This window comes from Deinococcus radiotolerans, assembly GCF_014647435.1.
GTDB lineage: Bacteria > Deinococcota > Deinococci > Deinococcales > Deinococcaceae > Deinococcus > Deinococcus radiotolerans.
Genome location: NZ_BMPE01000006.1, coordinates 128,796 through 149,877, shown reverse-complemented (window position 1 = coordinate 149,877; position 21,082 = coordinate 128,796). Strand labels below are relative to the sequence as shown.

The 21,082-nt window shown below is 69.3% G+C and carries 21 protein-coding genes and 1 tRNA gene; 10 read left to right on the top strand and 12 right to left on the bottom strand.

The annotated features are described in order from the left end of the window. The first annotated feature begins 51 nt into the window (after positions 1-51). Together IEY63_RS12380 and IEY63_RS12375 are read left to right on the top strand one after the other, a co-directional pair. Positions 52-1,176: a tRNA nucleotidyltransferase/poly(A) polymerase family protein gene (locus IEY63_RS12380; RefSeq protein ID WP_189069316.1), complete on the top strand. Its 1,125-nt coding sequence runs from the start codon at positions 52-54 to the stop codon at positions 1,174-1,176. Between the two features lie 12 nt (positions 1,177-1,188). Next, entirely contained in the window at positions 1,189-1,794 is a 606-nt protein-coding gene (locus tag IEY63_RS12375) for a site-2 protease family protein (RefSeq protein WP_189069315.1), read from the top strand. Between the two features lie 65 nt (positions 1,795-1,859). Here the strand turns inward: IEY63_RS12375 and trhA are convergent, their stop codons facing one another. From trhA to guaB, 3 genes are read right to left on the bottom strand one after another with little or no spacing between them, the layout of a single operon-like run. Next, positions 1,860-2,504: a PAQR family membrane homeostasis protein TrhA gene (trhA, locus tag IEY63_RS12370; RefSeq protein ID WP_189069314.1), complete on the bottom strand. Its 645-nt coding sequence runs from the start codon at positions 2,502-2,504 to the stop codon at positions 1,860-1,862. Between the two features lie 53 nt (positions 2,505-2,557). Further along, entirely contained in the window at positions 2,558-3,133 is a 576-nt protein-coding gene (locus IEY63_RS12365; RefSeq protein ID WP_189069313.1) for an SUKH-4 family immunity protein, read from the bottom strand. 16 nt (positions 3,134-3,149) lie between these two features. Further along, positions 3,150-4,649, bottom strand: a complete 1,500-nt coding sequence (gene guaB / locus IEY63_RS12360) for an IMP dehydrogenase (RefSeq protein ID WP_189069312.1) — start codon at positions 4,647-4,649, stop codon at positions 3,150-3,152. Positions 4,650-4,774: 125 nt separating this feature from the next. Between guaB and IEY63_RS12355 the strand changes: the two genes are divergently transcribed. Beyond that, a tRNA-Ala gene (locus IEY63_RS12355) sits at positions 4,775-4,850 on the top strand. A gap of 177 nt (positions 4,851-5,027) precedes the next feature. On the opposite strand, the gene IEY63_RS12350 is transcribed toward IEY63_RS12355, so the two are convergent. Then, complete coding sequence (locus IEY63_RS12350; protein ID WP_189069311.1) at positions 5,028-6,737, bottom strand: outer membrane protein assembly factor BamB family protein; 1,710 nt, start codon at positions 6,735-6,737, stop codon at positions 5,028-5,030. Between the two features lie 122 nt (positions 6,738-6,859). On the opposite strand from IEY63_RS12350, the gene IEY63_RS12345 reads away from it, so the two are divergent. Further along, positions 6,860-7,381 carry a hypothetical protein gene (locus IEY63_RS12345; protein ID WP_229784682.1) on the top strand — a complete coding sequence of 174 codons (522 nt, stop codon included), beginning with the start codon at positions 6,860-6,862 and terminating at the stop codon, positions 7,379-7,381. Between the two features lie 146 nt (positions 7,382-7,527). Here the strand turns inward: IEY63_RS12345 and IEY63_RS12340 are convergent, their stop codons facing one another. Continuing rightward, positions 7,528-8,889 carry an acetyl ornithine aminotransferase family protein gene (locus IEY63_RS12340; RefSeq protein WP_189069309.1) on the bottom strand — a complete coding sequence of 454 codons (1,362 nt, stop codon included), beginning with the start codon at positions 8,887-8,889 and terminating at the stop codon, positions 7,528-7,530. A 134-nt stretch (positions 8,890-9,023) separates the two neighbouring features. Next, positions 9,024-10,457, bottom strand: coding sequence for a lysine 2,3-aminomutase (gene kamA / locus IEY63_RS12335; RefSeq protein ID WP_189069308.1), 1,434 nt, complete (start codon positions 10,455-10,457; stop codon positions 9,024-9,026). Positions 10,458-10,632: 175 nt separating this feature from the next. Here kamA and IEY63_RS12330 point away from each other — a divergent pair, with 175 nt between their 5' ends. From IEY63_RS12330 to IEY63_RS12320, 3 genes are read left to right on the top strand one after another with little or no spacing between them, the layout of a single operon-like run. Next, positions 10,633-11,094, top strand: coding sequence for an Lrp/AsnC family transcriptional regulator (locus IEY63_RS12330; RefSeq protein WP_058975685.1), 462 nt, complete (start codon positions 10,633-10,635; stop codon positions 11,092-11,094). A gap of 36 nt (positions 11,095-11,130) precedes the next feature. After that, positions 11,131-11,589: an iron chaperone gene (locus IEY63_RS12325; RefSeq protein ID WP_189069307.1), complete on the top strand. Its 459-nt coding sequence runs from the start codon at positions 11,131-11,133 to the stop codon at positions 11,587-11,589. 17 nt (positions 11,590-11,606) lie between these two features. Beyond that, complete coding sequence (locus IEY63_RS12320; protein ID WP_189069306.1) at positions 11,607-12,041, top strand: DinB family protein; 435 nt, start codon at positions 11,607-11,609, stop codon at positions 12,039-12,041. A gap of 4 nt (positions 12,042-12,045) precedes the next feature. Here IEY63_RS12320 and IEY63_RS12315 read toward each other — a convergent pair whose 3' ends face one another. Next, positions 12,046-13,428: a hypothetical protein gene (locus IEY63_RS12315; protein WP_189069305.1), complete on the bottom strand. Its 1,383-nt coding sequence runs from the start codon at positions 13,426-13,428 to the stop codon at positions 12,046-12,048. Positions 13,429-13,532: 104 nt separating this feature from the next. Between IEY63_RS12315 and IEY63_RS12310 the strand changes: the two genes are divergently transcribed. Then, on the top strand, positions 13,533-14,117 hold the full coding sequence (locus IEY63_RS12310) for an antibiotic biosynthesis monooxygenase (RefSeq protein WP_189069304.1): 585 nt from the start codon (positions 13,533-13,535) through the stop codon (positions 14,115-14,117). Positions 14,118-14,174: 57 nt separating this feature from the next. On the opposite strand, the gene IEY63_RS12305 is transcribed toward IEY63_RS12310, so the two are convergent. The 3 genes from IEY63_RS12305 to IEY63_RS12295 are packed head-to-tail and all read right to left on the bottom strand — an operon-like array spanning position 14,175 to position 16,145. Next, positions 14,175-14,645 carry an NfeD family protein gene (locus IEY63_RS12305; RefSeq protein WP_189069303.1) on the bottom strand — a complete coding sequence of 157 codons (471 nt, stop codon included), beginning with the start codon at positions 14,643-14,645 and terminating at the stop codon, positions 14,175-14,177. 4 nt (positions 14,646-14,649) lie between these two features. Next, entirely contained in the window at positions 14,650-15,567 is a 918-nt protein-coding gene (locus IEY63_RS12300; protein WP_046843079.1) for an SPFH domain-containing protein, read from the bottom strand. Positions 15,568-15,581: 14 nt separating this feature from the next. After that, a complete protein-coding gene (locus IEY63_RS12295; protein ID WP_189069302.1) occupies positions 15,582-16,145 on the bottom strand; it encodes a histidine phosphatase family protein in 564 nt (187 codons plus the stop codon). Between the two features lie 97 nt (positions 16,146-16,242). On the opposite strand from IEY63_RS12295, the gene IEY63_RS12290 reads away from it, so the two are divergent. Continuing rightward, the gene (locus tag IEY63_RS12290) at positions 16,243-17,691 is read left to right on the top strand and encodes an ATP-binding cassette domain-containing protein (protein ID WP_189069301.1); all 1,449 of its coding nucleotides are present in this window, start codon (positions 16,243-16,245) and stop codon (positions 17,689-17,691) included. 5 nt (positions 17,692-17,696) lie between these two features. Continuing rightward, positions 17,697-18,263, top strand: coding sequence for a DcrB/PsbP domain-containing protein (locus IEY63_RS12285; protein ID WP_189069300.1), 567 nt, complete (start codon positions 17,697-17,699; stop codon positions 18,261-18,263). A gap of 205 nt (positions 18,264-18,468) precedes the next feature. Here the strand turns inward: IEY63_RS12285 and IEY63_RS12280 are convergent, their stop codons facing one another. After that, positions 18,469-19,983: an FGGY-family carbohydrate kinase gene (locus IEY63_RS12280; protein WP_189069299.1), complete on the bottom strand. Its 1,515-nt coding sequence runs from the start codon at positions 19,981-19,983 to the stop codon at positions 18,469-18,471. Then, positions 19,973-21,043, bottom strand: a complete 1,071-nt coding sequence (locus IEY63_RS12275) for an NAD(P)-dependent alcohol dehydrogenase (protein WP_189069298.1) — start codon at positions 21,041-21,043, stop codon at positions 19,973-19,975. Before IEY63_RS12275 ends, IEY63_RS12280 begins: the two co-directional genes overlap by 11 nt. Between the last annotated feature and the right edge of the window lie 39 nt (positions 21,044-21,082).

Sequence of the window (21,082 nt, the reverse complement as noted above, 5' to 3'; positions counted from 1 at the left end):
CGCTTCTGTCCATACGGGCCAGGCGATGCACGCTGGCCCGGCGGACGCGAGATGAGTCTGCCTACACCACCTGCGGAGGTCGTGTGGGCGAACCTGCGGGCCGATGACCGGGCGTGGCTGCTGACCCTGGCCTCCCGGGCGGGCGTGGGCGGAGTGGCGCTGGTAGGGGGCGCGGTGCGGGACGCGCTGCTGGGCGAGACGCCGCTGGATCTGGACGTGGTGATCCCGGCTGCGGACGTGGAGGCCCTGGCCGCCGGGACGGGCCTGCCGTTCGTGTTTCACCCGGCGTTCGGGAACGCGACGGTCACTCTTCCAGATGGGCGGGCCGTGGATCTGGTGCGGGCGCGGCGCGAGTCGTACCCGGTACCGGGCGGGAACCCCGTGCCGCTGCCGGGCACGCTGGCGGATGATCTGTGGCGGCGGGATTTTGCGCTGAACGCGCTGGCGCTGCACCTCTCCCCCACCGGGGCGCGGACGCTGCTGGATGAGGTGGGTGGCCTGGACGACCTGCACGCGCGGGTGCTGCGGCCCCTGCACGCCGCTTCGTTCCACGAGGACGCCAGTCGGCTGGTGCGCGGCGCGCGGCTGGCGGCGCGGCTGAACCTGAGCGCGCACCCGGAATTGCTGGCGCAGGTGCCGGACGCACTGCGCATGGCTGGGCGGACGCCGCGCCTGTGGGCAGAACTGCGCCTGCTGCTGCATGAGCCCCGGCCGGGCCACGCGGCGGGCGTGCTGCGGGACTGGGGTGCGGGGGCCCTGCTCCCGGCCACAGCGGTCCTGGACGCCCTGGACGCCCGGCGCGATGCGGGCGCGGACGTGCCCTTCACGGCGTACGCGGCGGCGCTGCTGCACGCCGCTCCTGATCCGGATGATCTCGCGGCCCGGCTGAGCCTGGGGGACCGCCCGGCGGCACTGCTGGAGCGCGCCCTCTCTGACACGCACTTCCCGGAGGGCACGCCGGAACGGGAACTGCGGGCCCTGCTGCGCCCGGACGCGTACCCGCCGCTGACCGGGCGGGACGTGCTGGCGCTGGGGGTGCCACCGGGCCGGGGGGTGGGCGAGGCGCTGGCTCACCTCGCCGCGCTGCGCCGGGCCGGGCAGGTCCGCAGCCCTGACGCTGAGCGGGCTGCGCTGAAGGCATTCCTGGCGACGAAAGACCCGCACCCCAGGCCCTAGAATGATGCAACTATGGGCCTCCTGTCTCTGCTGTCCAGCGATCCGCTGGCGTTCGTGATCATCGCGGCGGCGCTGGTGCTGTCGCTCGCCTTCCATGAGTTCGCGCACGCCTGGACCGCGGACCGGCTGGGTGATCCCACGCCGCGCCGCTACGGGCGGGTCACGCTGAACCCCATCAAGCACCTTGATCCGTTCGGGACGCTGCTGCTGCTGCTGGTGGGTTTCGGCTTCGCACGCCCTGTACCCATCAACCCGAACAACCTGGGCCGCTGGGGCACCATGTGGACGGCGGCCGCAGGCCCGATCAGCAACCTCCTGATCGCGCTGGTGTGCGTGCTGCTGCTGAAGTTCGCCGCGGCGTCCGCGCTGGCCGCCACGATCCTGATGACGGTTCTGAGCATCAACGTGGTGCTGGCCGTGTTCAACCTGATCCCGATTCCGCTGCTGGACGGCAGCCGCATCCTGGGCGCGCTGTTCCCCTCGCTGGGCCGCAGCCTCGCGCAGTTCGAGGCGCAGCCGTTCAGCTTCGTGATCGTCATGGTGTTCATCTACCTGTTCGGCGGGCAGATCAACGGTCTGATCAGCAGCGTGCGCAACTGGGTCCTGAACTTCGTGTAAGCACCCGGGACAAGGACTGGGGCCGGAGGGAGCAAGGTGCACCTCCGGCCCCGTCTGCTGTGCCCTCAGCGCAGGTGGAACATCATGGCGACGTGCGCGCCGGTGCCGCCCAGCACGAACAGGTGCCAGATCTCGTGGAAGCCGAACACACCTGGGCGCGGATTCCAGCGTTTCGTGCCGTAGATGACGGCCCCGATGGAGTACAGCACGCCGCCCGCCGCGAGCCAGAACAGCGCGCCGGGGCTGAGGGTATGGATGAATTTCGGCATGAACAGCACGGCCAGCCAGCCCATCCCCAGGTACAGCGCGGTGCTGATCCAGCGGGGCAGGCGCATGGTGACGAGCTTCAGGACGATCCCGCTCAGGGCGATGCCCCACACCAGCCACAGCACGGCGTCGCGCCACACGCCGTCCAGACCGTAGTACGCGATGGGCGTGTAGCTGCCTGCGATGAGCAGGAAGATGCCCGCGTGGTCGAGTTTGCGCAGCCACAGCAGCCCCCGCTCGGTGGGGCGGAAGGAGTGGTAGCTGGCGCTGGCGGCGTACAGGGCGACCATGCTGACGCTGAACACCACGAACGGCCACAGCACCAGCCCGCGTGAGTGCGCCCAGCTCAGCAGCGGCCCCAGCACGATTAGCGCGGCGAGCGCGCCGCCCCAGTGGGTCAGGGCGTTCACGGGTTCGCGGGGGGCGGTGAGCAGGCGCTTCATACCGTCCACCTTACGCCCCGGACATGATGACAGTCTGTCAGCTGGGACGAGGTTCAGATAATTCCCGCTTCTATCTCCTCCACGATGAAGCCCCAGTAGGTCACTCCATCCGCATCGCCCAGAGCGGGGTTCAGAGCGTCGGCATCCAAGTGCTCCAGTCTCTCGCGCAGCCGTTGTGCTCTGGCTCGGGTTACTGGAGTTCCAATGCCATCAGCGTCATCCCCACCGTCGGGTTCACCAGCGTCTTCAGGATTGAGGATGAATTCACGATGATACATCGCCACACAACCAAGAAGCGCCGTGAGTGAGGAGTTGAGGAAAAACCATGGCGACTTCTCAGCTATGAAGACGAAGCCGTCGCTTTCACGAACCACCAGCGGGTGTTCGTGATCAACAGTGCCGATCACCGTGCCACGATCTACAGCGTCCACCACACTCTGAAACTGATCAGCTGGCAGGAAAGCCATGTTGAACATCGCTCCATCGGTTGCCTTTTCAGGGAGCCCCACACGCTCCAGAAAATCCAATGTCACTCTGTTCAGCACTGCCGGATTACCCGTTTGCTGGAGCAATTGACCGTGCCATTCCTGGCAGATCAATTGCTCCAACTCGTTGACAGAGGTACTCACGGGTTACTGCTGCCGATCAGCGCCCGCCGTAATTGGGCGCTTCCTTGGTGATCGTCACGCCGTGCGGGTGACTCTCGACCAGGCTGGCGCCGGTGATGCGCACGAACTGCGCCGTGTCGCGCAGCGTACCCAGGTCGGGCGCACCGCAGTAGCCCATGGAGGAGCGCAGGCCGCCCACGAACTGGTAGATGACCTCCCCGGCGGTGCCCTTGTACGCCACGATGCCCTCGATGCCTTCGGGGACGAACTTGCGGCTGCCGCTCTGGAAGTAGCGGTCGGCGCTGCCCTGGTCCATGGCGCCCAGGGACCCCATGCCGCGGTAGCTCTTGTAGCGGCGGCCGTCGCGCAGGATGCTCTCGCCGGGGGCCTCGTCGGTACCGGCGAGCATGCTGCCCATCATGACGACGCTCGCGCCCGCCGCGATGGCCTTGGGCACGTCGCCGGTCTGCTTGATGCCGCCGTCCGCGATGATGGGAATCCCGGCTTCCAGCGCAGCGCTGCTGGCCTCGAAGATCGCGGTGATCTGGGGGACGCCCACGCCGGTCACGACGCGGGTGGTGCAGATGCTGCCCGGCCCGATGCCGACCTTCACGGCGTCCGCCCCCGCGAGGATCAGGTCGCGCGCCCCGGCGCGGGTGGCGACGTTCCCGGCGATGACGTCCACGTCGAAGGTTTCCTTGACGCGGCTCAGGGCGGTCAGGATGCCCTGGCTGTGCCCGTGCGCGCTGTCCAGCACGAGTACGTCTGCGCCCGCCTGCACCAGCGCGCCCGCACGGTCCATCAGGTCGGCGCCCACGCCGATCGCGGCAGCGACCCGCAGGCGGCCCATGCTGTCCTTCGCGGCGCGGGGGTACTTGACGCGCTTGGTGAGGTCCTTGATGGTGATCAGGCCGCGCAGCAGGTCACCCTCGACGACCAGCAGCTTCTCGATGCGGTGGCGTTTGAAGATCTCCTGCGCTTCCTCCAGCGTGGTGCCCACCGGGACGGTCACGAGGTCGCGGCTGGTCATGACGTCGCGCACGGGGGTGCTCAGGTCGTCCACGAAGCGCATGTCGCGGTTGGTGATGATGCCCAGCAGTTTGCCCTGCGGGTCGGTGATGGGCACGCCGCTGATGCGGTACTCGCCCATCATGCGGTCGGCCTCGCCGACGGTGGCGTGCGGCGGGAGGGTGATCGGGTCGACGATCATGCCGCTCTCGCTGCGCTTGACCTTGCGGACCATCTCGGCCTGCGCGTCGATGGCCATGTTCTTGTGGATCACGCCGATGCCGCCCTCGCGGGCCATGGCGACGGCCATGTTCGTCTCGGTGACGGTGTCCATCGCGGCGGACACGAAGGGAATGTTCAGGCGGACGCGGCGGGTGAGCTGCGCGCCCAGGTCCACCTCGTGCGGCAGCACCTGCGAGTGGCGGGGCTGGAGCAGCACGTCGTCGAAGGTGATGCCTTCCTGGCCGAACTTGTAACTGAAGCGGTCTTGCTGCGTGTCTGCGGGGGCGGGCGTGGCGGGCGCACTCATGTTGGCGAGTGTAAACCTTCACGCCCGGCCGTAAGGTGACCGTGTCCATGCCACCTGACCACCCGCGCACGCAGCGGCCCCCTTGCACGCCCGTCTGGCGCGTGCTAGATTCCCTCTCGCCTCATGGGGTCGTAGCTCAGCTGGGAGAGCGCGTCGTTCGCAATGACGAGGTCAGGGGTTCGATCCCCCTCGACTCCACCACAGGAAACCCGCCGACAATCGGCGGGTTTTTTTCATGTCGGCCATCACCAGCGGCCGTCTGGGCTAACAGCGACCACTCCCTCTGCCCGGCCCTTCCACGGAGCCACCACCGGCACCGCAGGGGACCCGCACGCCGCTTGGCGGCAGCGGGCGAATCCCCTGCACTTCAGCCCTGGCTCAGCGGTCGCTGCGGGCGAACTCCAGCGCAGACTCCAGGCTCAGCAGGCGCGCCACGTTCACCGGGAACAGTGTGGAGCGGCCGTTCAGGGTCACGGTCACGCCGCGGCTGGGCGTGCGGGTCAGGCTGGCCTGCGCGCCCGGTAGGTCCGTCAGGGCCGCGAGCGGCACGAACGCCGCGCGGTCGAAGGCGCGCACCGTGACCGGCACGAGCTGCCCCTGCACGCGGAGCGTCGCGGTTCTCACGGTGACGTTCTGAACGTTCAGGCCCAGGGCGGCGGCCGCCTCGGTCAGCGGGAGGTACAGCTGCCCGTCGGCCACGCGGGCCTTCTGCGCGGCCGCCGCCGCGTACTGGGCGGGCGTCAGCGCCGGCGTGACCGGCTGCGCGGCCTGACTGGGTTGAGCGGGCTGACTGGGCTGGGCCGGTTGAGTCGGCTGGGTGGGCTGTGCGGGTTGACTGGGCTGCGCCGGGCGGGTCGGCTGGGCCGGTTGCGTGGTGACGGGCGGCCGGGCCGGCTGCGCCGGCGCAGTTGAGGCGGGCGTGCTGGGTTTCAGGGCTGCGATGACCGCACTCGCGGCGGCGCGGCGGGCCTGCGTCTGCGCCTGAAGTTCCACGGGCGTGGGGACGCGCCCCACGGGGTTGGGCGCGCCGTGGAAGCTCGTCCAGGGCCCCACGGCCAGGGGGCGTCCCTTGAGGAGGATGTTCAGGCCGCCGCCGTCCGTCACGAAGTACGCGCTGCCCTGATCGCTGACGCTCAGGCCGGTATCGATCTTCTTCCCGGTCTTCAGCTGCCACAGGGACTGCCCCGCCTTCCCGATGGCGTGCACCGTGCCGCTGAGGTCCGGCACGAGCACCGTACCGTCACTGAGTTCCGCGGCGCTCCCAGCAATGCCGGCGCCCGCGCGGTACGTCCATTCGGCCTCGCCCGTGGTGTTCACGGCGTATACGCTGCCGTCGTAGCTGCCCACCACGACCAGCCCGCCACTCGTGATGATGGGACTGGCATTCACGAACAGGCCGGTCAGGAGCGTCCATTTGGGCTTGCCGTCCGGCGTGACGGCGTGAATGCGGCGGTCACTGCTGCCGAAGTACACGCTGCCGTCCGGGCCGACCGCTGGGGAGCTGAACACCAGTGAGCCCGCCGCGTACGTCCACTTGAGTTTCCCGTCGGGGGTCAGGGCGTGCATGAGGTTGTTCTGCGCGCCGAAGTAGATGGTGCCGTCCGGGCCGATGGCGGGGCTGCTGAACACGGGCGAGCCGACCTTGAAGGTCCATAGGGTCTTCCCGGCGCTGCTCAGGGCGTGCACGCTGCCCCCGGCGGTGGCGACGATCACGCTGCCGTCCACGCGCAGGGCGGGCGTAGCGTAGATGTCCCCGTCCAGCTTCTGCTTCCACAGGAGCTTCCCGGCGGGGTCCAGGGCGTACACGGTGTCGTCGTAGGAGGCGGCGATCGTCACGCCCTGCGGCGTGATGATGGGGTAGGCGCGGCCGATGTCACCGACCGTGTAGTTCCACTTCTCGCTGCCGCTCGCGTCGGTCCGGTGAATTTTCGCGTCGGACCCCACGAACGTGAGATCCCCGTTCGGGGAGATGGTCACGCCGGAAATGACGCGCAGTTCCTTGAACACGTCCACCTTCGGCGCGGCGAACTGAGGGGCAGGTGAGGGGGCGCTCTGAGCGCCAGCAGCGGGAAAAGTGGTCAATGTCATCAGGAAGACCGCAGTCAAAGCGTGGGTATTTCTCATGTTGGATTAGGCTCCTTTACACACCCTTTACGGTGCTGATCGTGGCGTGGACGAGCCTCAGGGTAGAGCCTAAGATGCGAACTGTTATGAAGAAGATTCTCATGCTGACCGCGTTCGCGCTCACCGGCCTGGCCGCTGCGCAGGACACCTCCACGACCACCACCGAGACGACCACGACGACCACCACCGTCGCGGCCCCCACCAACGCCCCGGCAATGATGAGCCCCAGCGAGAACTTCGCGAAAGCTCAGGAATACGCCGTGCAGGCTGACGTGGCCTACCCCGTGCCCTTCTACGACCGCACGCTCTGGAAGGCCGCCGTGGACCACGCGTACTACGCCGCCAGCATGGAAGCCGGCAACCGCGACTACAACGCCTACCTGGCGCAGCTGTACACCAAGACCCAGTGGTGGATCAACGCGTACAACGCCTGGACCCGCCTGGGCGACCTGACCGACCAGGAAAAGCAGTGGGCCTCCCTGAGCGCCGCCAAACTCGCCTACCTCGCGCTGCAGCGCGGTGACAAGACCACCGCCCGCATGTACGTCGAGAAGGGCATGGCCTGGGCCGACAGCGCCAGCCTCCAGGCCATCATGAAGCGCCTGTAATCCAACCGCACAGCATGAGAGAGGGAGGCCCAGTCTGGCCTCCCCTTTCTCTTGTCGGCTGCCTGTCAGGCACAGACGATACCAATCCGTAAGAGAGCAGAGCGGGACGCCAGAGATCTCTGGCGTCCCGCCCTACGAGCCTCCCCTTACTTCAGGGTGCGCAGCGTCTCGCGCATGATCTCCAGGCCCGTCGCGGCCTCCTCGCGGGTCAGGATCAGCGGCGGGCTGATGCGGATCACCGCTTCACCGCAGTCGAGGTTCAACAGGCCACGCTCGAACATCGCCATGCTCGCGCGGTCGCGCAGCGCCCCGTCCGGGCTGCCGTCCGGCTTCACGAACTCCAGACCAATGAACAGGCCGCGCCCGCGTACGTCCCCCAGGAACGGGAATTCGGCCTGCATTTTCTTCAGCTCCGCCATGATGTACTCGCCCACCTGCGCGGCATTGTCCATCAGGTTCGCGCCGCAGCCCGGGTGCTGCACCTTGCCTTCCAGCAGGTCCAGCGTCGAGTGCGCCGCCGCCGCCGCCACGGGGTTCCCGCCGTACGTGCTGCCGTGCGACCCGACCGGCCACGTCATGACGCTCTCCTTGGCGAGCAGCGCCCCCAGCGGCATGCCCGACGCGATGCCCTTGGCGGACGTGATGATGTCCGGCTGCACGTCGAAATGCTGGAAGCTGAACATCTTCCCAGTGCGGCCCATCCCGGCCTGCACCTCATCGAAGATCAGCATGATGCCGTACTTGTCGCACAGCGCCCGCAGGCCCGGCAGGAAGTCCGCCGGGGGCACGATGTACCCGCCCTCGCCCTGCATGGGTTCCACGATGATGGCCGCGACCTCATCGGCGGGCAGGATGCCCACGAACAGGCTTTCGATGTGCTCCAGTACCGCCTGACCGCACGTCTCGGCCGTGCTGCCCAGCGGCGGACGGAACGGATTCGGGTACGGCACGTGTGACACGGCGGGCAGCAGCGGGCCGAAGCCTCGCTTGTACTTCGTCTTGCTGCCCGTCAGCGTGATCGCGCCGTACGTGCGCCCGTGGAAGCTGCCCATCGTCGAGATGATGTGCTGACGGCCCGTGTGATTGCGCGCCAGTTTCACGGCCGCCTCGACCGCCTCAGCGCCGCTGTTACTGAAGAACACGCGCCACTTCTCGCCCGGCTTCTCCACGTGCTTCACCAGACGCTCGGCGAGGCTGGTCGTGATCTCCTGCGGGTAATCCGTCAGGCACACGTGCGTGAACTTCGTGATCTGGTCCTGCACCGCCTGCACCACATGCGGATGCGCGTGCCCGGTCGTGCTCACCGCGATCCCCGCGAAGAAATCCAGCATGGTGTTGCCGTCCACGTCCGTCAGCCACACGCCCTCACCGTGATCCGGCACGAACGGATACGGACGCATGTAAGACGTCGAGAGGTGCTGGCTGTCGCGCTCCATGATCGAAGCGGTCTTCGGGCCGGGCAGGGCGGTTTTCAGTTCAGGCTGACGGGGTTTAGCAAGGGTCGTCATGGTGGCATTCTCCTGGATGGATTGAAGCTTCGGCTGGTCGGAAGGTGACCTCACCAGTCACCTCGCGGGCGGCGCCCCGTCCAGAATCGCGCGCCTGGACCGTCAGGCTGCTCTGGATGAGACGCCGCCGGAACTCAGTCGCCGCTGATGGTCTGGGGTTCGCTCAGGACGGGCTGGGGCGTTTCGATCATGCCGTCGGGGGCGGTGTCGGTGGCCTGCGCGCCGATGCCGTGGGCCGCCCATTTGTCTTCTCGGCTGTTCAGGCGGTGCTGGGTGGCGCCGGGGCGGTGGCGGGATTCGGCGAATTCCTTGGGCTCAATGCTGATGCGTTCGCCTTCCATCAGGCCGAAGATGCCGCTCTGGCCGGGTTCCTTGCGCTGCCAGTCCTGGGGGACGAGCATGTCGGGGCCGGTGTAGTCGGTGGGTTCGCTGTACGCGGCGATGTAGCCTTCGAAGTTGCGCAGGATGAGCTTCTCGGGGCTGTGCGACAAGACGTAGTTGGGCGCGACGGGGATCTTGCCGCCGCCGCCGGGGGCGTCCACGACGTAGGTGGGGACCGAGTAGCCGCTGGTGTGGCCGCGCAGGCTTTCCATGATTTCCAGGCCCTTGCTAACGGTGGTACGCAGGTGCCCGGCACCGTGGACGAGGTCGCACTGGTAAATGTAGTAGGGACGCACGCGGATCTTGACGAGTTCGCGCACGAGTTTCTGCATGATGACGGGGTGGTCGTTCACGCCGCGCAGCAGCACGCTCTGGTTGCCCAGGGGCACGCCGGCGCGGGTGAGGCGGTCGCAGGCGTCGGCGACTTCCGGGGTGATTTCCTTGGGGTGGTTGACGTGGATGTTCATCCACACCGGGTGGTTCTCGGCAAGGACGTCGCAGAGTTCCTGCGTGACGCGCATGGGCATGAACACGGGGACGCGGGTGCCGATGCGGATGATCTCGATGTGCTCGATCTTGCGCAGTTCGGCCAGCAGGCGGCCCAGGACTTTCGGGGCCAGCGTCAGGGGGTCACCGCCGGACAGCAGCACGTCGCGCACCTGGGGGGTGTTGCGCAGGTAGTTCAGCTGCTGCTCGTACTCGGCGGGGTTGAAGGTCTCGGTGGGGTCGCCCACGATGCGGCTGCGGGTGCAGTAGCGGCAGTAGCTGGCGCACTGCGTGGTAACGAGCATCAGCACACGGTCCGGGTAGCGGTGCACCAGACCGGGAACGGGACTGTGCTTGTCCTCCGCCAGGCTGTCTTCCATCATGCTCGTGAACGGCTGGAGTTCTTCCTCGGTGGGAATCACCTGACGCCTGACGGGGCAGGTGGGGTCATCGCGGTCCATGAGGCTGGCGAAGTACGGCGTGATGTCCAGGCGGAAGATGCCCTCCGCGCTGGCGCCCTTGCGTTCACTGTCGGTCAGAGTGAGGACTTCCTCAAGTTCGGCGACGCTGTTGATGCGGTTTTTCAGCTGCCATTTCCAGTCGTACCACTGCTCGTCGGGCACGTTGGCCCACTTGTCGGCGCGGTGGTTGCGGGGCAGCATCATCTGGCTGCGAAGGGTGGCCTGCGGGTGAATCGGCATGAGGGAACCTCCGGGGGTGCGGCGTGAACGGGTGAGACTCTGATTGAGTGCACCTTTATTCTCCGCGCTGTGCAGGCCGGATTGGAATGCGCGTCGCCTGTCAGGTGCACGGGGCTCGCCGCACACGAAGCTCGCAAACGCCACCCCCTACCTTCCAAATGCTAAGCTGACTGGGATGAGACAGTCCGGCGGCCACCTCGACCCCCTCGACCACCGCATTCTTCAGGAACTCCAGACGGACTCCCGCCTGAGCATGCGCGAACTCGGCCGCCGCGTCGGCCTGAGCGCCCCCGCCGTCACCGAACGTGTCCGCCGCCTTGAGGACGCCGGCGTGATCCTCGGCTACGGCATCCGCGTCGCCAGCAAGCCGCTCGGGCGCACCATCACCGCCTTCATCGGCGTGCAGGATTCGGGACGCAACGACCCCACCCTGGTCCGCTGGGCCACCAGGCACGACGGCGTGCTGGAATGCCACAGCGTCACCGGGGACAACTCCTGCATCCTGAAAGTCGCTGTCCCCGACGTCGGCGCGCTGGAGAACATGCTGACCGAACTGATCAACATGGGCTTCACCTGCGACACCAGCATCGTTCTCAGCACCCCGCTGGAGGGGAAGCTGCTCCTCCCACCCCGGTAAGCTCGACCCCCTCTTCGCAGTCCATTACTGTGCGGCATGCCTGCCAGACCTGACCGTAAGGCCCAGCCGGACGACAACGCCTTCAGCGCCGAGGAGCGCGCCGCCATGAAGGACCGTGCCCGTGAGGTGCGCGCCTCCCGCAAGGCCAGCTCCGCCGCCGACGGTGACGCGGAGGTCCTGGCCCGCATCACGGAACTGCCCGAACCCGAGCAGGCCCTGGCCCGGCAATTGCACGCCCTGATCCGCGAGGTGGCCCCCGACCTGACCCCGCGCCTGTGGTATGGCATGCCCGCGTACGCGCTGGACGGCAAGGTCGTGTGCTTCTATCAGGCGGCCGCGAAGTTCAAGACCCGCTACGGCACGCTGGGGTTCAGTGACGCGGCCCACCTGGACGACGGGGCGATGTGGGCCACGGCCTACGCGTTGACGGCCTGGACCGCAGACACCCAGGCGGAGGTGGAACGCCTGCTCCTCCGAGCCGTCCGCAGGGCGTGACCCGGTAAGCTGCGCTCATGTGGCCTGAGCTGCGGGAGCTGTTCGTGCGGGACATCCAGAAGCTGAGCGCGGAGTTGGAGGCGTACCCGGATGACGCGTCGGTGTGGCGGGTGCGGGGGGACATCGTGAATCCGGCGGGGACGCTGGCGCTGCACCTGATCGGGAACCTGTCGCAGTTCGTCGGCGCGGACCTGGGCGGCGCAGCGTTTGTGCGGGACCGGGAGGCGGAGTTCGCGCGGCGGGACGTGCCCCGCGCGGAATTGATCGCAGGATTGCGGGAGGTGTCGGCGCGGGTGGTGGCGGCCCTGGACGGCCTGGACGAGGCGCGATTGGATGATGTGAGCGCGCGGCAACTGCCGGGCTTCCCGGAGGGCATGACCACCCGGTACTTCCTGATTCACCTGTACGGGCACCTGGGGCAGGTGGATTACCACCGCCGGATGCTGGATTGAACGGCTATTTCACCTTGACGTAGGCGCTGTAGCTGCCGACGGACTGCATCCAGAGGATGCGCTGCCCGCCGCGTCCGGCCTCGAAGTAGGCGTTGTACACGCGGGGTTTGCCCTCAATGTCGCTGAAGCTGATCTGCCAGTTGCCCTTCATGGCGTGCTTGCCGCTGGATTTGGCGCCGCTGAATGTCTGCGCGCCGACGACGCCGCTGGCCATGGCGAGGCTCCAGCGGTACGTGCCGTTCCCGGTGAACTCGAAGGTCTCGTTGCTGGAGAAGCCGGTGGCGCCGGCGCTGAGGCCGGTGAAGGCGTTCACCCACTGCGTGTACCCGCCGGCGTTGCTGCTCCAGGTGCCGGTGAGGTCGCTGGCGGCGACGGCGAAGCGGTTCAGGCCGCGCAGGTTCCGCAGGGGCCGCAGGAGGGCGTCGTCCACGCCGTAGAACTGGGCGGGATCCAGTTTGAAGTCCTTCAGGAAGGTGTCGCGGTCGGGGGTGACGATCTCGATCCAGCCGCTCTCGGCCTGCCGGAACAGCGCCACGTACACCCGCGCCCCGGTCTCCAGGCTGGTGGCGGTCCCGCTGGCGAGGTAGGGCCGTTCGAAGTTCAGGGTGTCGAAGTTCTGCGCGTAGCCCTGGAGGTCGCGGTAGCGGGGCGCGACGAGGGTGTTCCAGGCGGCGCGCAGTTCAGCGTCGGAGTCCGGGTTGTAGCTGGGGCCACTGGGGTAATGGAGGCGGACGGTGGTGGTGCCGCGCCGGGCGAGCACCCAGTCCTTCTGCACGACGGCCACCCAGCCGTCGTCGAAGGTGGTCGTGTCGAACTTGAAACTGCTCTTCAGCGGCGCGGTGTTCAGCGCGCCCGTCGCGGGGGCCGGGGCGGGTTTCGGTGGAGTGGGCGCGGCTGTGGTCTGGGCGGCGGGGGCCTTCAGGCGCAGGGTGGTCAGGAACGCGTCGAACTGCTCCAGGCATTTCTCGTCGTTGCCGAGCATCAGGACGCTCGCCGCCTGCCCGGCCGCGCTGAAGGTCGCCAGGACCGCCAGGCTGGTGCCGCCCTCATACGCGAAGGATGCGCCGCCCAGGTGGGACTGCCAGCCGCCGACTGGGTCGCCGCTTTCCTCCTCGGGCGCGTCGTCGGGACCGAAGGGCTTCACGACCAGGGTGTTCCACTCGCTGCGGAAGTCCTGTTTCACGTTCCCGCTGCCCTTTGTGGCGGGGTACAGGTCGAAGAGGCAGTACTGGCCGCCCGCGTTGCGGCTGACGCGCGTGACGCCCTTCGCGGTCGTCTGCGTCCAGCCGCTCGGAGGCGTGAAGGTGTATACGTCGAACGTCGCGGCGTGCGCGGCACTCAGGGTGCTCAGGGCCAGCAGGGGCAGGTGGGCAGGGCGGATGCGCATGCGGTGGACCTCCGTCAGTAGAGGGGGCGGACCGGGGGGACCCTCAGTATTGCCCACGTGGCCCCGGTGGCTCCAGGCCGCCTATCGGGTAGACTGCGGGGCTGATGTCCGACGCTGCTTCCCCCTCCTCCACTGTTCCGCCCCAGGCCACGGGCATCACCCTGGTCGTCACCGAACGCGTCCGCCTGTCGAAACTGGAGGCGTACGAGGCGTGGGCGCGGCGCCTGCACGCGGTGCAGGCCACCCAGCCGGGCTTCGTGGGTCTGCACGTCCTGCGGGACACGAACGGTCCGGTCGCGGAGTACGTGACGCTGGTGCGGTTCGCGTCGCCGCAGGCGCTGGAGGCGTGGCGGGCCACGCCCGCGTACCGCGAGGCGCTGGCGCAGCTGGACGACTTCACCGCCGACGAGGTCGAGTACCGCGAGGCGCAGGGCCTGGAGGCGTGGTTCGACCGGCCCGCGCGCCTGCCCGCCCCGCCGCTGTGGAAGAACGTGATCGTGGGCATCGTGGGCGTGTACCCGCTGATCATGCTGTTCGCCACGCTGCTGCGCCCCGTGACCGGCGAGTGGCCCGCGTGGGCGGCCACGCTGGCGACCGCGTCGCTGTCCACGCTGTTTCTGAACTGGCCGGTGCTGCCGTGGCTGTCGCGCCTGCTGCGTCCCTGGCTGTACCCCACCCGGCGCGGGTGACCACGGCAGAAGAGGCGGCCCCGGATACACCCTGGGGCCGCCTCTTCGTGGGGTCCGTCAGGTCCAAGTGCCGTTGACCTCGCGGACGTGCAGGGTGGGGCCGTCCGCGGCGACGATCACGACCCGCGCCCCCTGTGGGGTGTCCGGGCCGGTGGCGCGCCACTCGCTGTCGCCCACCCGCACGCGGCCGATGCCGTTCACGATAGGCGTGACGACCGTGACGGTTTGCCCCACCAGCCGATGCGCGCCCCGGTTCACGCGGCCCGCCTCGGGCGAGTCGGGCAGCAGGCGCGTGACGTACCGGCGGCCCAGCGTGACCGCCGCGACGCTCAGCGCGGCGAACAGCAGCAGCTGCACCGCGACGGGCAGGACCGGCAGGACGAACACCAGCAGGCCCAGCGCGAAGGCCGCAAGGGCCAGCCACACGAAGAAGATACCGGGCGCAGCGACTTCCAGGATCAGCAGCAGCGCGCCCAGCACCCACCAGTGCCAGGACTGCACGCGTTCCAGGGTGGGCAGCCAGTCCACGGCGCTAGCCCTTGCGTCCGAAGGCGTCCCGGGCGATCTCCGCGACGCCCTGCAGGCTGCCCAGGATGCTCGTGGCCTCCAGCGGCAGGATCAGGGTCTTCTGGTTGGGGGCGCTGGCGATGTCCTTCAAGGCATCCACGTACCGCTGCGCGACGAAGTAGTTGATGGCCTGCACGTTCCCGGCGGCGATCGCGTCACTGACCAGCCGGGTCGCCTCGGCTTCGGCCTGCGCGGCGCGTTCGCGGGCCTCAGCCTCCAGGAACGCCGCCTGCCGGCGCCCCTCGGCGGAGAGGATCTCGGCCTGCTTCTCGCCCTCGGCCTTCAGGATCGCAGCCTGCCGGAAGCCCTCGGCGTCGAGGATGTTGGCGCGTTTCTCACGTTCGGCCTTCATCTGGCGGGCCATGCTGGCAACCAGATCGGCCGGCGGTTTGATGTCCTTCACCTCGATGCGCGTGGCTTTGACGCCCCACGGCTCGGTGGCCTCGTCCACGACGGTCAGCAGGCGGGCGTTGATCTGGTCGCGGTTCGAGAGGAGTTCGTCGAGGTCCATGCTGCCCATCACGGTGCGGATGTTCGTCATGGTGAGGTTCAGGATCGCCTGGTTCAGGTTGCTGACCTCGTAGCTGGCCTTGGCGGCGTCGAGCACCTGGTAGAACACCACGCCGTCCACGGTGACCAGGGCGTTGTCCTTGGTGATGACCTCCTGACTGGGCACGTCGAGCACCTGTTCCATCATGTTCACGCGGCGCCCGATGCGGTCGATGTACGGAATGATGATGTTCAGCCCCGGCTTGAGCGTCCGCTGGAACTTCCCGAAGCGTTCCTGCGTCCACTCGCTGCCCTGCGGCACGCTCTTGACCCCGGCGAACAGCGTGATGATCACCAGCAGCAGCAGGACCATGACGAAAATAGTGAAACCCATGAAAGTGCCTCCCTTTACGGAGCAGTACGCGCCCCCATCACGCCGGGTTCCCACGGCACGCTGAGCACCCCCAGCAGGGGCAGCTCCCGCCACAGCGGGTACGGGTCCACGCCGCGCCGGGCAGCCACGAGCAGGCTGATGACCGTCCCGTGCGCCACGACCGCCACGGTGGGCTGCGGGTTGGCGGCCATGACGGCATTCACGGCGTTCGAGAAGCGGGTGCCGGCATCCCGCGCGGTCTCCTCGCCGACCACCAGCCGGTCCGGCTGCGCGAAGAACGCCCGGTACTCCGCTTGGAAGTCCGCCGGGTCGGCGTGAAAGCGGGCCGCGTACCGCAGCTGCTCGTGCAGGCCGTGCATGGGCCGCAGCGGGACACCCAGGTACCCGGCCAGCGCCTGCGCCGTCGCGTGCGCCTTGGGTTCCAGCGAGCACACGATCACGTCCGGGCTCGGGTCCAGCCGGTCGGCCAGCGCGGGGAGACCCGTCAGGGCGTCCGGGGCCAGCGGCCACTCGTGCGCCGGGACGCCCGTCTGGAACTGTGGCTTGCCGTGCTTGATCAGGTGCAGGGTGCGGGGCATGGGCGCAGCAGAGCACGCGCCCCGTCCCGCTGGCGTCTGCCGGATCGCGTAGACGCCTCCCCAGCCCGCAGGGCGACGCGCCGCTAGACTCGCGGGGATGAGTGCGCCGCTGGTGGCCCTGAGGAACGTGGACGTGATCGCGGGTGGGGACACGCGCCTGCGCGGCGTGACGCTGGACGTGCCGCGCGGCGCGGCGCTGCGCCTGTGGGGACCGAACGGGGGCGGGAAGACGACGCTGCTGCGCCTCCTGGCGGGCGAGGTCGCCCCGGTGCGTGGCGAGCGGGCATACGGGCTGGGGGGCGAGGTGCAGCGGTCGGCGGTGCGGGCGCGGCGGTCGCTGCGGCTGGTGGGCCCGGACGCCGAGGCGTTCTACCTGACGCGCGAGTGGGTGCAGACCGTGCAGGACGTACTCCTGGCGGCACTGTCCGGCGAGCGGTTGAACCTCTGGGAGGCGACACCGGGGGCGCAGGCGCGCGTGGCGGAGGTCGCGGCCTTGACCGGGCTGGGGGCGCTGCTGGGCCGGGACGTGCGGACGCTGAGTCACGGGCAGCGGCGGCGGGTGATGCTGGGCGCGGCGCTGATGCCCGCGCCAGAGCTGCTGCTGCTGGACGAGTTCACGGACGGCCTGAGCCCGCAGGCCCGCGCGGAGCTAGGCGCGCTGATCGCGCGGGTGCACGCGTCGGGGGTGGCGGTGGTGCTCGCCACGCACCGCCCTGAGGAGGCCCCGGCGCTGCCCTGGCGGACCCTAAGGGTGGAGGGTGGCGTGGTGACCGAGGCCGCGCCGGACGGACCTGCCCCCTCCCCTGCCCTGATGCTGCCGGGATCGTCGGGTGGCGGGGAGGTGCTGGTGGACGTGCAGGACGCGGTCGTGTACCGGGACGGGCACCGGGCGCTGGGACCGGTCCGCTGGACGTGGCGCGCGGGGGAGCATTGGCTGGTGACCGGGGAGAACGGCAGCGGCAAGAGTACCCTGGCGCGATTGATCGCCGGGGAGCTGCACCCCGCGCTGGGCGGGCGCGTCCAGCGGCCGTTCCTGGGACGTGACCTGCTGACCGAACGCCGCGCGCAGATCGGGCTGGTCAGCGCGGAGCTGGGCATCCGGCAGCGGCGGGACTGGACGGGCCGCGAGGTGATCGGCAGCGCCTGGAGTGGCGCGGAGGGCTTCAGCCCGGACCTGACACCCGAGCAGGAGGGGGCGGTGGAGGCCCTGGCGGCACACCTCGCCCTGAGGGAGCTGCTGGACCGCAATGCCGATTCACTGTCGCAGGGGCAGCTGCGGCGCCTGCTGCTGGCCCGCGCGGTCGCGCACCGCCCGCGCCTGCTGATTCTCGACGAGGGCTTGGACTTCCTGGATGCCCACGCGCGCGCCGCGTTCCTGGCGCTGCTGCCCGGGCTGGCCCGCGCGGGCACGCACGTCCTGATCGTCGCGCACCGTGACCAGGACGCCCCGGCGGGTCTCACGCATCATCTGCATCTGGAAGGCGGACAGCCAGCATTCACACGCCCGCTCCAGTCAGACTCGGCTCACCTTCAGGCTCTACCCTGACGCTCATGAAGCGCGCCACCCTGCTTGCTCCCCTGCTCCTCGCGGCCCTGAGCCTTACCCCCGCCCTCGCGCAGGGCACCACTGCCACCCCCGCAGCGGCGCCCGCGCAGACCGGGCGTACGGTGGAGGCCGTCACCGCGAACAGCAGCGCGGGCTACTCGATTCGCGTGCCCGCCGGGTGGCTGCCCCTCAAGAATGTGCCTGGCGCGGACGTGGCGTTCATTAACCGCGACACGGGCACTGTCCGGCCCACCGTGACCGTGCAGGTGCAGGACGTGGACCCCAAACTGAAGGCCACCCTGGCGGACTTCCGGGACCTGTTCGCGTCGCAGCTGAGCAAGGACGTGCCCAAGTTCAAGATGCTGGGTGAGAAGACCATCAAGCTGGGCAGCACGCCCGCGATCCTCTGGACGTACCTGGGCGACGGGGACGACGGCATGGTCCGCTGGACGCAGGTGTTCACCGTGAAGAACAACCGTCTGTTCACCGCGACCCTCGTGCAGCCCAGCGGCACCACCGCCGAGCAGATCGAGGAAGGCCGCGCGATCCTGACCAGCCTGACCCTGAAGTAAACCCGCACGGAACCGCGACCGCCCTGAACGTGGCGGTCGCGGTCTTCTGTCATACGGATTCCGTCTGTTTCGTTAACAACCCGGAAGGACACCGGGTTGCCAACTCCATGCACGGAACCCGTTTCTCTCCTGCTCGCTCTGCTGCGCAGCTCTACGAGTTCGCTCGGGTTGAAAGTTTTTGCAAACCTTTCAACCGGAGTCCGTATTACAGCGCGTGGACGATGTCGCGGGTGGCTGGGTACAGCGCGCGGTAGAGGCCGTACAGGCGGTCGTACTCGGCGCGGGTGGCCGCATCCGGCGTGACGGGCGGGCCGGGCTGCACCCAGCGGTCCAGATCGGCGCGGGTCAGCGCCCCGGCGGCCAGCCCGGCCAGGAACGCGTCCCCGTAGCTGGCGCCGACGGTCACCTGCGGCACCTCCTGCACCTGCCCGGTGATGTCCGAGACGATCTGGAGCCACGTGCCGCCCTTCGTGCCGCCGCCCACCGCGATGACGCGCCGCACGTCCGCGCCCAGGTCGCGCAGCGCGTCGAGGTTGTGGCGGATGCCGAAGCCCACGCCCTCCAGCGCCGCGCGGAACAGGTGCGCGCGGGTGTGCGAGAGCGTCAGGCCCGCCACCACGCCGCGCGCCTGCGGGTCGTTGATGGGCGTGCGCTCGCCGCTGAAGTACGGGAGCATCAGCAGGCCGTCCGCGCCGGGCGGCAGGGCCGCCGCCTGCGTGAACAGCGTGTCGTAGGCGGCGGCAGTGTCCTGCTCGCGGGCGAATTCGTCCACGATCCAGCGGGTGAGGCTGCCGGTGGTGCTCATGCCCGCCGCGAGGTTCACCTGCCCCGCAAACGCGCCCCCCACCGACCACACGCGCGGGTCCGGGGTGGGACTCTCCTGCGTGAGGATGAAGAAGGTGGACGACCCGTACATGACCATCAGGTCGCCAGGCCGCGCGGCGCCCACGCTGAGGCCCTCGGCCAGGGCGTCCACGGTACCCACCGCGACGGGCGTGCCGGGCCGCAGGCCGGTTTCAGCGGCGGCCGCTGCCGTGACCTGCCCGGCCCGCTCGTCACTCCAGGCGAGGCGGGGCAGCACCTCCAGGCCCCGGTCGCCCAGCACGGACGCCGCGAACCGGTCCGTCCAGGTGCGGGTGCGCGGGTCGTACAGCGGCATGACGTGAGCGCCGGTGTGGTGGTCGATGACGTGCTCGCCGGTCAGGCGGAACACGAGGTAACTGCCGGCACTGGTCAGGGTGCGTGCCTGCGCCCAGACCTCCAGTTCGTGTTCGCGCAGCCAGCGGATCTTCGGGCCGGTCGCCTGACTCGTCAGGGCCATGTCGCTGTGCGCGAGGATCGCCGCCTCGCCCAGTTCGGCGTTCAGCGCGTCAATCTGCACCTGCGCGCGGGTGTCCACGCCGTACAGGATGCCGGGGCGCAGCGGCCGCCCCTCCGCGTCCAGGGGCAGCAGCGTGGGGCCGATGGCGCTGCACGCCACGCCCGCCACGCGCCCGGCGGTGCCGGGTTCACGCAGCAGTTCCCGCAGGATCGTGATCACGTCCGCCCACCACACCGCGTCCGCGTCCTGTTCCACGTGCCCGTGCCGGGGCACCGAGATGCCGTGCGGCACGACTTGCTGCGCCACGATCTGCCCGTCCAGCGTCGTGAGGACTCCCTTGCTGGAGTACGTGCCGACATCCACGCCGATCAGGAGGTCCCGCGCCGGTTCAGCGGACATCGATCATGACCTTCATGGACGTGCGCTTCTCGCGGTCGGCGAACGCGAACGCGTCGGGCGTCTGCGCGAACGGGAAGCGGTGCGTGACGAGCGCGTCCAAGTTCACGCGGCCACTCGCGGCGAGTTCCACGGCGGCCGGGTAGCAGTTCGCGTAGCGGAACACGCCGCGCAACGTCACCTCGCGGCTCGCGGCGCTCACGATGTCCAGGCTCACCTCCGGGTCGGGCGGGAGGCCCACCAGCACGGCCACGCCGCCCGGTTTCGGCGCGGCCAGGGTCAGGCGCGTGGTGGCGAGGCTCCCGGCGGTCTCGAAGGCGACGTCCACGCCCGCGTGCGACAGGGGCAGGCCGTCGCGCGCGGCGCACAGCTCGCGGATGGCGGCCAGCGCATCCACACTCCGCGCGTTGATGGTATGGGTAGCCCCGACCTCGCGGGCCAGATCCAGCCGGAAGTCCTCCAGATCCACCGCGATGATCGTGGTCGCGCCCGCCGCCCGGACCGCCATGACAGTCGTGCAGCCCACCGGCCCGGCGCCCAGCACCGCCACCGCGTGACCGGGGCGCACGTCGCCCTTGCGGGCGGCCCACAGGCCCACCGCCAGCGGTTCCAGCAGCGCCGCCACGTCGTCGCTGACGCTGTCCGGCACCGGGTACACGAAGTCGTCGGGCCACAGCACGTACTCGGTCAGCGCGCCGTCCACCGGGGGCGTGGCCATGAACGTCATGTCCGGGCAGAGGTTGTACGCCCCGCTGCGGCAGTACGCGCAGTGGCGGCACGGTACGCCGGGTTCCAGTGCCACGCGGTCGCCGGGTTTCACGCGGGTCACGCCCGCGCCCACAGCGTCCACCACGCCGCTCACCTCGTGGCCCAGCACCAGAGGGCCGTCCACCACGAAGGGCCCGATCCGCCCGTGCGTGTAGTAGTGCACGTCGCTGCCGCACACGCCGATCCGCGTGACCCGCACCCGCACCTCCCGCGCGCCGGGCGCGGGCACCTCGCGTGACGTCCAGTTCAGCTGGCGCGGGCCGGTCAGGACGGACGTTCTGGAACTCAGGATCATGTCACTCCTTGAATGGGATCGAAGGGAGCGTGGGACTTC